Consider the following 15,163-nt stretch of genomic DNA (forward strand, 5'->3'; position numbering starts at 1 on the left):
ACCTCAATAAATATAGTGCAGCAAGCTAATGAGCTTTATTTGCCCACTGGCCAACAAGCGATAGACACCATTTTCTGGCTGCAGTTGCACTGTGGCTTTGGCACCTGCTGGTAAGGTATTGGGTTGTGCTCCATTCATATCCAGGTGCAACCTAAAACGCTGCGCATCGCGTACCCAGCGATTAGACTCTTCAGGGGTAGCTAAACGACCATCTGCAGCAAACTGCGCCGCACTCACACCGGCATCAACGCTACTGACTTTAGCCTGATAGACCTGACCCGGCAGACCATCAAACGCCACCCACGCGTTGGCGCCGCGACTAACATGACGCAGGCTTTTCTCACGAAAATCGGCTATAACATCGACATCCTCAAGCACCAAGGCCATCACAGGCGAACCATTATTGACCATGTTGCCAGACGCGAGCTGCACATTGGTAACGACCCCATCATGATCGGCGCGTATTTGGGTATAGCTCAGGGCTAAACGTGCTTTTTTAAGGTTATTGTGTGCTTGGCGTAATTTAAGATTACTGTCTCCAGCATCGCCACGAAGCGTACTGACCTTGGCTAATTGTGCCTTAGCGGCGCGCAGCTGAGATAAACTGGCTTTCACTTGGGTACGCGCTTGATCTATCATCTGTTGTGACACACTTTGCTGGGAATAAAGCGATTGTATGCGCTTAGCTTCGCGCTGCTTTAAGGCAAAATTAATTTCACTGGCCGCCACATCAGCCTCTGCCACAGCCATAGCCGCATCGAGTTCGGCATTATCTTGCTTTGCTTGTTCAAGGGCCAACTCAGCCTGCTCTAGCGCGAGTTGATATTCGGTAGGATCGAGCCTAAATAGCGGATCGCCTTGAGTCACTTTTTGATTATTGTTCACATAGACCTGCACCACTCTACCGCTGATCTGCGGCGCCACCTGAGTAATGGTGCGGGTTGCCATGGCCTGGGTCGTTAACGGCATTTTGATATCGGCGAGTAAAAAATAACTAAAAAGTAGCAAAAAACCCACAATGGCAAATTTGACTAACCGCGTAAATTGTTGATCTGGCGTCATATACTCTATATTACTCCTGTGCTTTAGTAACGGTAGCCTCTAATCTGGCCGCCGCATTGTGACTAATCTGATTAAGTGTTTGTTCAAACTGTGCTTGCATTTCTGGACTAACTCCCGCTAGCAGTTCGGCGCGTACCCGAATAATTTTGGCTTCCATTTGATGTAGTACTGCAAGTCCCGCCTCGGTCAGTGCGACACGTCTGACACGTTTGTCATGCTCACAGCAGTGACGTATTACCAACCCCTGCTGTTCTAACTGGCCTAAAGTACGCATCAATGAAGCCAACTCGATTTCTAGCGCCTCGGCAAGGTGCTTTTGGCTCACATCTTGGCCGATACGATACAGCTTCCACAGCGCCGTCCAGCGAGAATGCGTTAACCCCAGAGGTGCTAATTCGGCATCAGCGACCATTCGCCACAACCGATGCAAGCGGCCTAGACGCTCACCTAACGACAATTCTGAATGCTCGGCCATTGGCGCAGGATTTACATGTTCGCTCTCGGTCTTATTCACAGTACTCACCATTATTTAGTAGATGACAACTCATCCTCTACCTATTGTGTTGTTGCTCGGCTGCATGTCGCCAAGCACCAGTGTTATGTAGAGCCCATTAACCAGCGCTGAGATGACTTGTGCCTTTAAAGCAACATGTCACCTACACATGCAAACTATGTTGATATGGTTATGTCATGGAAAGGGGCAATCTTGAGGGTTATTACTTAGCCTGCTAAGCATTATATTTACTTAGCAGGCTAAGTAAATATAAAAATCAAAAAATTGCTCAGATTATAAAAATGGCTAGCATCCAAAACGCACCAGCAACATATATAGGCACGATCTCATCACTTTAATTAACAAAAAATGTCATTGGAGTGGGACACGTTATCGATCCATTTGATTCGATAATTTAGCCGTGGCTCTCATACGTCGTCAGCAATAATAGGCTATCGTGATGATAAGACTGTTAAGGCTTGAAGCTTATGATGGTGAGACTTGAATAAAGACTTCCATATAAAGAACTTACATACAAATGACTTACAATATAAAGACTGAAATAAATGAGTTAAATAAACAACGGGAAGCGTGCAACTTTCGGTAGGAAAACTGACTTTAAAGCCTTAATTATTAATTGGTTAAAATAATTAATAGCTTGTATTTTGAGTATAAAATTGACACATCTCATATACCTTTAAGTATAAGCCTTAATGATATGGTTAAGGGCAGATAAACACTCTGACGTAAGGTCGAGCCTCATGTTTATGTTGTCGGTTTATATTGCTTTTGCAAAAAAAACCAAGAAAAAGCGAGCATTGCTTAATACAATACTCGCCTTAGTTTCTTACCAAGAACGCTAATAGAGACAGTCTATCAACACCAACCCATAAGAACCTCTATTAACCCTGCAGAAGATACAGAGTGTCGCCCGATGCAACATATTCTGTAGCAGTGAGTTCAGTATAGACGCTACAGATAAAACGCCAATGCTCATTATAAAAAAATCTAAATGAGCACAGTTTTATGCCGTTTTTCTAATAACATACTAATGGCTTTATTGCTGCGCCACCACTAGGTCTGCAACAAAGGGATTAGCCTTAATCGGTTTAGCGTTCATCTTGTTGGCTTTGCTTTAAAGCCAACTTGTGTAAACGGCGCTGCTCTATCACAGAGTTAACGTCACTGCCGATATGAGTTTCACCGCGCGCTTTAGCCAGCTGAACTTGACGCTCTCGCTCAGCAAAACGCTCACGCTGCTTGTCTGATACTTTATCGACACAATATGGGCAGCTGATCCCTTTGACATAATGCTCACTGGCTTTATCAGCCTCGGTGATCGGTAAACGACAGGCATTACATTGATCGTATTCACCCTTTTCGAGTTGATGATTGACTGACACACGGTTATCGAAAACAAAACATTCACCCTGCCATAGGCTTTCTTCAGGCTGTACCTCTTCTAAGTATTTCAGCACGCCGCCTTCAAGGTGGTAGACCTCATCAAATCCCTGCTCTTTCAAATAAGCGGTCGACTTTTCACAGCGAATACCGCCAGTGCAGAACATGGCGACTTTTTTATGTTTAGCCGGATCAAGATTTTCCTTCACATAATCAGGAAACTCTCTAAAGGTTTGTGTCTTTGGGTCAACCGCATGCTTAAACGTACCAATGCTCACTTCGTAGTCATTACGGGTGTCGATAAGGAGGACGTCAGGATCTGAAATCAGTTGGTTCCAATCTTTTGGCTTGACATAGGTACCGACCACTTTGCGCGGATCGATCCCCTCAACGCCCATAGTGACAATCTCTTTTTTAAGCTTCACTTTGGTGCGATAAAAAGGCATTTCAGCATCAAATGATAACTTGTAGACAATATGGTCGAGCCCTGGCTGCTGTTCTAACCAGGCCAATAGTGAATCGATAGCCGCTTGGGTACCGGCAACAGTTCCGTTGATGCCTTCGCTGGCTAATAACAAGGTGCCTTTGATGCCCACTGATTCCATTTGAGCCAATAACGGCTGTTGGACTTCGGCAAAATGAGGCAGAGATACAAATTTATATAGCGCACAAACAACGACTTGAGACATACTTTCCTCTATATGCTGGCTGAGGCGTAATCCCCAGTGCATGTAAACCGCCTAAAAATGTGATTTCAGGCGCAAAATTGGAGCGTGATTCTACCTAAATCACACTCGAATAAACAGGCACAAAGAGTAAGGTTATTGCAAACAACCAGATCAAATCCGCAGGTTAACGACAAAGTGCACGCCCTCACCTTACCCCAAAAGTATTCCACCGTTATAAACGCCCCGCCCCTATTGGTCTATCGCCAGGGCCGACACGCAATGACAACCTCAGCCATAAACAATTGGGATTTTATTTGCGATCTGGCTCAAAACAGTGAAAATAGTCACTTAAGAAAGGAGAGAGTTATGCCCCGCGTCACCTTATATTCATTTCGTCGATGTCCATACGCTATGCGCGCCAGACTCGGATTATGGCTTGCACAACATACAGTCGAGTTGCGTGAAATCATCTTAAAGCATAAGCCTCAGGCCATGCTTGAGGCCAGCCCCAAAGGCACTGTACCCGTGTTAATCCTGCAAGATGGCACTGTTATCGATGAAAGTCTCGATATTATCAAATGGGCATTACAGCATAACGATCCTTTAGATTTACGCCGTTTGGACCAACCAACACTACAGGCGTTGAATGAATCGCTTATCCAGCAAAACGATAATGACTTTAAGCCTTACTTAGACAAATACAAATACGCCGATCGTCACCCAGAGCAACAAGCAGAGGATTATCGGGAGCAAGGGGAGCATTTTATTGCCAGACTCGAACAGCAACTGCAAATCGGTCCCTATTTACTTGGCGAACGGTTGAGCCTCGCTGACATCGCTATTTTTCCGTTTATTCGTCAATTTGCCCATGTCGACCTACCTTGGTGGCAGCAAGCGCCCTACCCTAAGGTGCAAACTTGGTTGCAAACGCTGCTTAATAGCGAAATGTTTAACGCTATCATGGGCAAATACCCCACCTGGCTCGACAGTGGTGAGGCGGTTATGTTTACAGGTGATCCCTTGCTCTTAAAAAGTAAGACGCAATAAAAAGCCCAAATAAAGCATCCATTCACCCGCGATCCCTCGCTGACAATTATTCACATAGACGTCCCCCTCCTAATAAGGTTATATCGCTCACAAACCGTTAGCCAAATGGGGGCGCGATCTCGTACAATCAATCATCTTCCTCGATAACGCTTAACCAAGCGTTATCCGCTTCAATGTTAATTAATTTCGTATCACAAGAGGTATCAGTGAACACAGCGTCTGTCCCACCATCGCACGACAAGGCTTGCGTGACTCATTTAAATTTAGCGCTATTGATCCCCATGCTAGCGGCTATTGTTGCGATTACGCCGCTGGCTATCGACATGTATTTGCCGGCGATGGCAACCCTTGCATTGAGCTTTAATTCAAGCATTACCACAGTGCAGCAATCACTAAGCCTCTATCTGGCGGGTTATGCTCTTGGCATGCTCACCTTCGGCCCTATCGCCGACAAAGTAGGTCGTAAACCATTGGTGATTATCGGACTCAGTGGCTTTATGTTGGTGAGTCTTGGCTTAGCCTTTGTGACGAATGTCGAGCTGTTTTTAGGCTTACGCTTTTTACAAGCCTTTATTGGCGCAGCAGCAACGGTTGTAGTACCCGGTTATATTAAAGAGGTATATGGCAAAAATACTGCTAAAGGGATGTCGTATGTCAGCTTGATCATGATGTTAGCCCCACTTATCGCCCCCACGATAGGCAGTATTATTTTAGAGCTCGGAGACTGGCATTTAATCTTTTTTACGCTGAGCGGTTATGCGCTCTTATTGTTGCTCTTAGTGGTCACCAAACTCAAGATGCCCAGTGATGAGCGCGGCGCGCAGCGCAGTCAAAAAAGCTTCTTTGGCGCCTATGCTGTGGTGTTTACTAAGCCCGGGGTTAAACTCAATTTGGCCAGTGGGGTGCTCACCTCGTTTGCTTTTTTCTGTTATTTAACCGCCTCGCCCTTTGTCTATATGGAGGTGTTTGGCTTAGATAAGTCACTGTTTGCAATTCTCTTTAGCACTAATGTCGGCGCACTGATGTTAGCGAATGTGGTCAATAGCAAAATTGTGATGCAATATGGCTCACGACGTATGCTCAAAGTCGCCACCCTGCTGGCAAGCGTAGCTGGAGCTGCACTACTTAGCGTTAACTTAGCCGATTTAAGTTATCACTACACCGTCGCCATGTTGATCCCGTTAATGGGCTGCTTAGGCATAATGTCGGTTAATGCCGATGCCATAGTGCTGATGAAGTTTCAGCAAGAAACAGGCACGGCAACTGCGGTTATCGGCACCTTACGCTTTGGATGCGGCGCGTTAGCCGGTCCCTTGCTGGCGCTGTTTTATACAGGCACTGCGGTGCCCTTTGCTGCACTGATGTTAGCCGCTGTGATATTGGTGGGACTGTGCCAATTTTTAGCCCATCACATAAACCCAGCTTCCGATAAAGAACCAGAACAAGCTGAATAACTTAATCCCCTCAAGCTGGGGGGGATTCTGCCTATGAGCTTGGTGCATTATAGGCCTCAAACCATAGGTCCCAAATCATAGATCCCAGACCATAAGCTAAAAACCTTGCCCTAAAAACCATAGACCCCAAACCTTGCCCCTATTTAAGGTCAGGGGCAGCAATAACCGCCCTGCACGCAACTATAACGCAACAATTCACCTGATTTATTTTCATCTGCCCAAAATATTTAAATAAAACGCTTGATTTAACAGCACTATTTTATATGATGAAATTCTGCTCAATAACGGCAGTCACTCAAGCTAACAAGCTAACACATTGATGTACGGGTGATTAACGAGTTTGAAGTACCCTTCAAACTTATCATTTCAAGCGATTACCGTCGCTGTAGCAAGATACTGCATACCGTAGCGGTAACTATTGAGGGATCAATAATGGAGAAGTTATCCGGCGCCAGCATGATCGTCCGTTCACTTATCGACGATGGCGTTAAACACATTTTCGGCTACCCTGGTGGCTCTGTTCTCGACATCTATGATGCCTTGCATCAACAATTTGGTATCGAACATATCCTTGTTAGGCACGAACAAGCCGCCGTGCATATGGCAGATGGCTACGCACGCGCAACGGGCGATGTGGGAGTGGTGCTGGTGACCTCCGGCCCAGGTGCAACTAATGCCATTACTGGTATTGCTACCGCTTACATGGACTCTATTCCATTGGTGGTGTTGTCAGGACAAGTGCCCAGTAACCTTATCGGTAATGATGCCTTTCAAGAGTGCGACATGATTGGTATTTCACGACCTGTGGTAAAACACAGTTTCTTAGTGACCGATGCTAAAGATATTCCAGAGATCATCAAAAAAGCCTTTTATATTGCCGCGACAGGCCGTCCAGGCCCCGTCGTCGTCGATATCCCCAAAGATTGCTTGAACCCACAGATATTGCATGACTATCAATATCCACAAGAGATCAACATGCGCTCCTACAATCCGACGACCTCGGGCCACAAAGGCCAAATTCGTCGCGGTTTACAAGCGCTGCTAACGGCTAAGAAACCTGTGCTTTATGTTGGCGGCGGGGCGGTTACCGCTGGCTGCGATCAGCAAATTCTTACCCTATCTGAAAAACTGGGGATCCCAGTGGTGAGCACGCTAATGGGGCTGGGAGCCTTTCCTGGCACCCACGATAACAGCGTCGGCATGCTCGGTATGCATGGCTGCTACGAAGCGAATATGACCATGCATCATTCAGATTTAATCTTCGGCATTGGGGTGCGATTTGATGATCGCACCACTAACGCCGTTGAAAAATATTGCCCAAATGCCACGATTTTACACATCGACATCGATCCGTCCTCAATTTCTAAGACAGTACATGTGGACATCCCCATCGTCGGCTCGGCAGACAGTGTACTGGATAATATGCTAGCGCGTCTGGCAGAAGACAGTCAGCTTGATAACGATAAAACGGCGATTGACCAGTGGTGGAGCCAAATCAATCAATGGCGCTCACGGGACAGCTTAGCGTATGACAAAACCAGTGGCCGAATTAAGCCTCAACAAGTGATTGAAACTCTACATAAGTTAACCAATGGCGATGCCTACGTAACCTCAGATGTGGGTCAACACCAGATGTTTGCCGCGCTTTATTACCCCTTTAATAAACCACGTCGTTGGATAAACTCTGGCGGCTTGGGCACCATGGGATTTGGTTTGCCGGCGGCGATGGGCGTTAAAATGGCTATGCCCAATGAGACAGTGATCTGCGTGACAGGCGATGGGTCGATACAGATGAACATTCAAGAGCTATCCACCGCTTTGCAATACGATACGCCAGTTAAAATTATCAACTTAAACAATCGTTTTCTTGGCATGGTTAAGCAATGGCAAGATATGATCTACTCAGGACGTCACTCACACTCCTATATGGATTCGGTACCCAATTTTGCCAAAATAGCCGAAGCCTATGGTCATGTGGGCATGACCATTAGCGATCCCGCAGAGTTGGAGGCTGGCCTAGAAAAAGCGCTGGCGATGAAAGATAAACTGGTCTTTGTTGATATTAGTGTCGATGAAACTGAGCATGTTTACCCTATGCTTATTCGCGGCGGGGCGATGAATGAAATGTGGTTAAGCAAAACGGAGAAAAGCTAATGCGTCGTATTATTTCTGTGTTACTTGAAAACCAACCCGGCGCATTATCTCGTGTGGTCGGCTTGTTCTCCCAGCGTGGCTACAATATTGAGAGTTTAACCGTTGCACCGACTGATGATGTGACCCTATCGCGTTTAAACATCACAGTGGTGGCCGACGCCGCGGTGTTAGAACAGATAGAAAAACAGCTGCATAAACTTATCGACATCTTAAAGGTCGCTAATATCACTGAGTCCAGCCATATCGAACGCGAACTGGCGTTAGTGAAAGTTAAAGCCAAAGGCGCTGGACGCGCCGAAGTGAAGCGCACTGCCGATATTTTTCGTGGTCAGATAGTCGATGTCACCGCCGAGCTTTACACCATACAGATGACAGGCACCACAGAAAAGCTTGACGCCTTTATCAGTGCTATCGGTGAAGTCACCAAAGTGATTGAGGTCTCTCGCTCTGGCGTCGTAGGCTTGTGCCGGGGTGAGAAATCGATGCGAGCCTAATGCCATCAAACTTGGTTGGTCAACAAAATGAGGTATAAAACGCCAGCGATATTGCGCTGGCGTTTTCATTTATCTGTCTTGGCCATGATATAACAACCTGCGCGGCTTACTCACTTGGTCAGTGAGCGTGATATAAGTAAGCATGGTAAAAGGTAAAGGGTAAAGGCCACATAGGCATGCACACTCGGGAAAAGACTAACTAAAGGGAGTACAAAGTTCGAATTATTTAATTAATATCAGCTGCTAAACCGCTTATCTGAGCATCCACCGGCGCACTATTCTAAACACTGAGTCATAATTCTATTTCAAGGCTAAATTCAAGGTAAACACTCAACGCGGCATCAGTTAACTTATTGATAGATTGATTAACTATATCGAAAGCCACAATAAATCGATATCATTCCCATGGTTAATACCAAAGACGATGGGGAGCGGTTCATTGAAGCAATTTGATTTTAATTTACTTACGGTACTTGAGGTATTACTCGAGGAACAAAGTGTCACTTCAGCAGCAGAGCGCCTCTATTTAAGTCAGTCGGCCGTGAGTAAGCAACTCAACAAACTGAGAGAGTCCTTCGATGATCAACTCTTTGAACGCACCGCGCATGGTTTACGCCCAACGCCCAAGGCAAAACAATTGGGACCTGAAATTCGTCAAATATTAAATCAAGTAGAGCAATTAACTCGACCAAGCCATTTTGAGCCATCAAATAGTCGCCGTCGTTTTCGCATCGAGCTAGTAGAGACGGCCTATTCATTAACTTACCCATATTTTATGCCGCAATTACTCAAGCAAGCCCCCAATATCACTGTCGATAGCCATACATGGAACAGTGAAAGCATGGACCGATTATTACGTTGTGATAATGATTTAGGTATAGCGTGCCGTGAATGGGATGACCGCTCTCAGTTACACATTAAAAACTTACCAGCATCCTTAAATTATGCCGAACTAACCCGAGATCACTCGGTCTGCCTTGTCCGTGAAGGCCATCCACTACTGGATGAAGAGTGGAATGTAGAGACATTCTTAAAATATCGGCATCTGCAGGTCACGTTTGGCGGGATCGCCCATTGGCTACTCGATGATGTATTACAAATAAAACATTTGAAGCGTGATATTGCCGTTAATCTAACGGATTTTCATTGCGCAATGCAGCTATGTGAGCAAAGTGACCTCATTCTGTGTTCGCCAGCCAAATATGCAAAAGAGATGATACGCCATTTCAAGTTGATCACCCTTCCCGTTCCAACTGAATTAGTACCTGGCACCTATGTGTTGTTATGGCACGAGCATTTTGACCTCGATCCCAGTCATCGCTGGTTGCGAGAGATGATTATTGCCTCAACTCAAACCGCGTACCGTCAACAGCTATGATATGGGCCATTTATGCATAAAACATATTCAGAGCAAAGTGCCCATATAAAACAATAACATTAGGCTGACATAGATTGCCGACACTCATACCGATACGGCGAATCATTCAGATGAACAAACAATAACGTCGGATTTAAGCCCCTCATCATAGGCAAATATAAATAGCCATGTCATACCAGCAGGTTTAACTTGGTAGATTGACATAACCCCTCTGCAACCTAGATGGATAATGCGTCACTTAACCTTGGTACGACTGCTGCGCCCACTTGATTTTTTACCGGCCAAGGTGCTGGCTTTAGCTGAACTTGCCTTACCACGGCGCTTGTTAAACTGGCCACTCGGGGCTTTAACCCCTTGCAATGATGTGGGCAATTGAGCACCAGCTTGGGCAATTAACTGCTCGAGCGAATCAATTAATGGCGTCATAAAACTCTGATACTTTGCCTCTTTACGACAAATGGCATCGAGGTGACTTTCCCATAAGGCCGTCATATCGGGTGTTGTGGCTGAGTCGGGTAAACTGTTTATCAAGCCTTTACCGACCTCGGTCGCGACAATCGATTTACCTTGGCGTTGTAAAAACCCACGTTTAAACAGCAACTCAATAATGCCTGCGCGAGTCGCCTCTGTGCCCAAGCCATCGGTATCTTTTAAGATTTTACGGATCTCAGGGTCGGTCACATAGCGATTAATGCCGGTCATAGCCGCTAGCAAGGTTGCATCCGAAAACGCTTTTGGGGCTTGGGTGTTTTTCTCAACTAACTCCGCCAGTCCCGAATGCAACGTTTGCCCCTTAATCAAAGGCGGCAACTGCTGCAACGTATCGGCCTCATCCTGCGGTGCCGATTTGCTTGTCGTCGCTGGAAACAGCTGTTTCCAGCCAAGGGCTCGGTCTTGCTTGGCTTTAGTGGTGAAGCGTCCCTTAACAATGTCCACTTCAACCTGAGTTTCATGATACAGATAAGGTGGATAAAACTGGGCTAAATATTGCCTAGCCACATGCAGATAAATTTGTTGCTCAGCCTGATTCAAACTGCCTAAGTTAGCGCGTTTTTCTGTTGGAACAATCGCGTGGTGCGCATCAACCTTGCTGTCATTCCACGCCTTCGATTTTATCTTTGGATCGGGCGATTCAATGCCTTGGACTAACTCAGGTGCGCCGCCAATGATGGCTTTAATCACACTGGGCGCCAACGTCAACTGCTCTTTAGGTAGATAGCGACTGTCTGAACGCGGATAAGTGATCAGCTTATGGCGTTCATACAGCGACTGGCAAGTATCGAGCACCGTCTTTGCACTCATACCAAAGCGTTTAGCCGCATCAATTTGAAGCGATGACAAGCTATAAGGTAGCGGCTGATGTTGTTGTTTATCTTTACTGTTAAGCCCTGTAACTACGGCAGTTTGTTGGCTTATACGGCTGATCACATTTTGGGCTAAGCCTTTAGATAGCACACGCCCTTCATCATCCATGTAGGGCAAGCAGGCTTCACTGGGTTGCCATTTGGCTTTAAAGCTTTGATCTTTGTCTGTGGTTAAATTAGCCAATACCTCATAAAAAGGTTTACTGATAAATTGCGCTATCTCGGCATCACGGCGAACCACTAACCCAAGCAGTGGGGTTTGCACTCGGCCAACCGATAACACGCCTTGATAGCCCACTTTGCGCCCTTGTAAGGTATAAGCTCGCGTCATGTTCATACCATAGAGCCAATCGGCACGTGAGCGCGCTAAGGCAGAAGTAGATAGCGGGATAAACTCGCGATTACTGCGTAGCTGACCTAAGGCGCGTTTAACCGCTTGCGGATTAAGATCGCTCACTAATAATCGCATGGTCTGGTTAAGCTTATCGCCTTTAACCCCAAGATGCGCAATTACCTCATCCACCAGCAACTGCCCTTCACGGTCTGGATCCCCTGCATTAACTAACTGAGATGCTTGTTTTACCAAGCCGCGCAGCACGGTTAATTGGCTGCGCGTTTTCGGCTTAGGTTTCATTTTCCATTGGCTAGGAATAATAGGTAAGTGTTCAAATTTCCATGATTTATATGCACTGTCATAGGTATCGGGCTCCGCTTGCTCAAGCAGATGGCCGATACACCAAGAGACACAATCCCCATTGGCGGCGGTAATGAAACCGTCGCCCTTTTTCAGCGGTTTGGGTAATACATCAGCAATGGCTCGGCCAAGGCTGGGTTTCTCGGCGATATATAAAATCATAGTACTCAGATAGTCAGGGCGAACAACTGTATAAATTAACAGTAACTTTAACTCAGCTTACCGCATGCTGCAAATCTAAAATACGGTTCATGACTTACAACATAGGGTATGTAAATTCAATTGAGAACAGTTCTCATTTGCGGGTAATATGGCGTACATTCATCGAGGAGCTAACAATGAATACCACGACTGTCACTCAACATAGGTTAGACCAAGTACTTATCTACCAATTCCTCTTGATAGCTGCATTACTTTTATTGGCCGCTCCGCTAGCGACAAAACCGTCAGAATTAGGCGTGTTACTGATGTTTAGTCTGCAGGTCATACTGACGAGCGTAGCTACCTTAGCGGCTATGGTTATCAAGCAACCCATTAATCGCATCTCGGTCACTATACTTTTTGGTATATGGTTACTGGTTTGGATTACACATTTGATGTAATAGCGATTAAGTACACTAAAAATAGCCAAGCAAATTGCAACGACTAGCTGCGCATTGTTATGAAAAGGCTGTACTGCGAGGTGTATTGCACTTACAAATGGCGTTAATGGTGCCGTGCGCCACACAATAGTTAACGGTTAGGCTCTCAAGAATGGGCAGCCAAGTTGCAATATCACTTGGCCACCAGATTAGACAACCTCTAAGGTAGTTAGGTTTTAAGCTTACCTAACTGTTGATGTTGCTGCGCCACCAACTCTGCTAGGCTAACGCTACTTTGCTGGGCTTCATCGGCAAGTCGAGCCAATTCAGCTGCGGAATCAGAAATACCAGTAATGTTACGATTAACCTCTTCAGTCACCGCGCTTTGTTCTTCCGCGGCGGTAGCAATATGAGTCACTTGGCTCGATACCTCTTCAATTTGTCCCACAATAGTATTGAGCGAGGATAAAGCGGACTCGGTTTGCTCTACGGCGCGCTGCGCTCCCTCAACACCTTGATCGATAATATGTGAGGCACTTTTGACTTCTTTCTGAAGCGAGTCGATTAATTTACCAATTTCATCGGTCGAAGTTTGAGTTTTCGACGCCAACGCCCGCACTTCATCAGCCACCACAGCAAAACCTCGGCCCTGCTCGCCTGCTCGCGCCGCCTCAATGGCCGCGTTTAATGCCAACAGATTAGTTTGCTCGGCAATGGCACTGATCACTTCCAAAATCTTACTGATATTGGTACTACTTTCGGCCACCTTACTTACCGCTTCCTTCGCTAATAGCGACTCATGAGACATAGTCGTCACGTAATTCATCGCTTGGCTGAGACTGTCTTCACCAGCTTTCACGTTGGCACTCATCGCCTCTGTTTCCATCGCCGTTTGCTCTGAAGCTTTAGCCACTTCTAATGCGGTTGCGCTCATTTCATTAACCGCAGTGACGACACTTTCTATTTCGCTGTATTGACGATTAACACTCTCACGCGTTTGCTGCGCAATATTGGCAGTGGTTTGACTCTCTGCTTGTGAGCGTTCAGCCAATACTTTCATTTCGCCAATGAGTATACGTAACTTAGTAATGAAGCTATTGATACCGCCACCAAGGGCTATCAATTCGGCGTGGGACTCTACATTAATAGTTTGAGTTAAATCACCTTCGGCACTGGCTAGGTTTTCGACCCGGCTTTGGATAACTTTTAATGGAGCAATAATATTGCGAATAACAAGGCTAATGGTCACCACGGCAATCACTGACACAATACTACCAATGATCAACAATAAGCTGCCAAGTGACGAGGCCATTTCTGTCATCGCTGTATCCATTGCGATGGCTTCTTTAAAGGCATCTTGTTTGGCCACTTCAATTAATAATGACCATTGTGCGTCAGCGAGCGGAATGTTAACGGGATAGGCGACCACAATATTATCCCCCACATCTAAATAGCCACCGTTACGATGCAAAGATTGATACTGTTTGGCTAGTGCGCTATCGATAGATTCTGCTAATGGACGCGCTTTTTTATTGTAATGACTAGCAGCTACCACTAACCCCTTGGCGCTGAGCAGTGTCACCTTAGCATTGCCGTTGTACAGCTTTTGCGACAACTCATCGATCATCGTTTGGAAAATGGGTAAGTTAACATCTGCTCCCACGACCCCTTTAAACTGATTATTGATCACCACAGGTACGATTAGCGATGTCATTAACTCGTTCTGACCAGGAGTTATCTCATAGAGGTAAGGCTCCATTAGGCAGGGTTTTTTAGTATCTCTTGCACATAGGTACCATTCGGCTTCTCTGAGGCCAAATTCGTTTAACGTGTCGATATATTTTTCATCGGCGTCGGTGACGGCTGAATGTTCGATACTGCCGCTATTGGTGCGGGTATAATAGATTTCCATGCTGCCTGCGTTGGGCACACTATGGCTAGCGCCTGCAAAGTATTCGCTGTCTTTAGTATCGTAGCCATTGGGTTCAAATTGAGCATACAAAGAGGACAGTTGACGATTTTTTTCCAAAGAGCCCCTAATTGTCACTTCAACACTGTCGCGGCTTAGTGGAGTGAGCAAGGATGTTTGCTCTAACATGCCAGAGAGTGAATAAGGTACACGGTAAGCCTCATTGATAAAAGCGGCCACCCGCTCTCCATATTCTCCAGCTCTTGCTGTCAGTTTAAATCGCGTTTCTTTTTGAATCGACTCCTGAACCTGGTCGGCTAATACGGCGTTTTTATCACTCAATGACCACCAGAGGCTCAATGATAGAATCGCCACAATGATTAAAAACAGTGCTGAGGTGATCCACAATAATTTGGTGCTTATGGATAATTGCTTCATTTAGTGCTCCTAGGCAAAAGCATGTA

At 46.0% G+C, this 15,163-nt stretch carries 11 protein-coding genes; 6 read left to right on the plus strand and 5 right to left on the minus strand.

The annotated features are described in order from the left end of the window. Positions 1-3 precede the first annotated feature (3 nt). From AC0VXX_RS10255 to trhO, 3 genes are all read right to left on the minus strand, one after another. Positions 4-1,062 (minus strand): HlyD family secretion protein, encoded by a 1,059-nt coding sequence (locus AC0VXX_RS10255; RefSeq protein WP_475514154.1) that lies wholly within the window; start codon positions 1,060-1,062, stop codon positions 4-6. A gap of 10 nt (positions 1,063-1,072) precedes the next feature. After that, a complete protein-coding gene (gene slyA / locus AC0VXX_RS10260; protein ID WP_475516992.1) occupies positions 1,073-1,537 on the minus strand; it encodes a transcriptional regulator SlyA in 465 nt (154 codons plus the stop codon). Positions 1,538-2,664: 1,127 nt separating this feature from the next. Further along, positions 2,665-3,645 (minus strand): oxygen-dependent tRNA uridine(34) hydroxylase TrhO, encoded by a 981-nt coding sequence (gene trhO / locus AC0VXX_RS10265; RefSeq protein ID WP_110458981.1) that lies wholly within the window; start codon positions 3,643-3,645, stop codon positions 2,665-2,667. A gap of 345 nt (positions 3,646-3,990) precedes the next feature. Here trhO and AC0VXX_RS10270 point away from each other — a divergent pair, with 345 nt between their 5' ends. The 5 genes from AC0VXX_RS10270 (at position 3,991) to AC0VXX_RS10290 (ending at position 10,151) form a co-directional block, all read left to right on the plus strand. After that, on the plus strand, positions 3,991-4,671 hold the full coding sequence (locus tag AC0VXX_RS10270; RefSeq protein WP_475514155.1) for a glutathione S-transferase: 681 nt from the start codon (positions 3,991-3,993) through the stop codon (positions 4,669-4,671). A 206-nt stretch (positions 4,672-4,877) separates the two neighbouring features. Further along, positions 4,878-6,125 (plus strand): multidrug effflux MFS transporter, encoded by a 1,248-nt coding sequence (locus AC0VXX_RS10275; protein ID WP_239473341.1) that lies wholly within the window; start codon positions 4,878-4,880, stop codon positions 6,123-6,125. 432 nt (positions 6,126-6,557) lie between these two features. Next, a complete protein-coding gene (locus tag AC0VXX_RS10280; protein ID WP_475514156.1) occupies positions 6,558-8,279 on the plus strand; it encodes an acetolactate synthase 3 large subunit in 1,722 nt (573 codons plus the stop codon). Further along, positions 8,279-8,773 carry an acetolactate synthase small subunit gene (gene ilvN, locus AC0VXX_RS10285; RefSeq protein WP_475514157.1) on the plus strand — a complete coding sequence of 165 codons (495 nt, stop codon included), beginning with the start codon at positions 8,279-8,281 and terminating at the stop codon, positions 8,771-8,773. The genes AC0VXX_RS10280 and ilvN overlap by 1 nt, the downstream gene beginning before the upstream one ends. Positions 8,774-9,197: 424 nt before the next feature. Continuing rightward, a complete protein-coding gene (locus AC0VXX_RS10290; RefSeq protein ID WP_475514158.1) occupies positions 9,198-10,151 on the plus strand; it encodes a LysR family transcriptional regulator in 954 nt (317 codons plus the stop codon). 234 nt (positions 10,152-10,385) lie between these two features. On the opposite strand, the gene AC0VXX_RS10295 is transcribed toward AC0VXX_RS10290, so the two are convergent. Then, on the minus strand, positions 10,386-12,371 hold the full coding sequence (locus AC0VXX_RS10295) for a DNA topoisomerase III (protein WP_475514159.1): 1,986 nt from the start codon (positions 12,369-12,371) through the stop codon (positions 10,386-10,388). A 176-nt stretch (positions 12,372-12,547) separates the two neighbouring features. Here AC0VXX_RS10295 and AC0VXX_RS10300 point away from each other — a divergent pair, with 176 nt between their 5' ends. Next, positions 12,548-12,811 (plus strand): hypothetical protein, encoded by a 264-nt coding sequence (locus tag AC0VXX_RS10300; protein WP_475514160.1) that lies wholly within the window; start codon positions 12,548-12,550, stop codon positions 12,809-12,811. Positions 12,812-13,019: 208 nt separating this feature from the next. Here the strand turns inward: AC0VXX_RS10300 and AC0VXX_RS10305 are convergent, their stop codons facing one another. Continuing rightward, on the minus strand, positions 13,020-15,137 hold the full coding sequence (locus AC0VXX_RS10305) for a methyl-accepting chemotaxis protein (protein WP_475514161.1): 2,118 nt from the start codon (positions 15,135-15,137) through the stop codon (positions 13,020-13,022). Between the last annotated feature and the right edge of the window lie 26 nt (positions 15,138-15,163).

The organism is Shewanella sp. QJM3NY_23 (assembly GCF_056173105.1).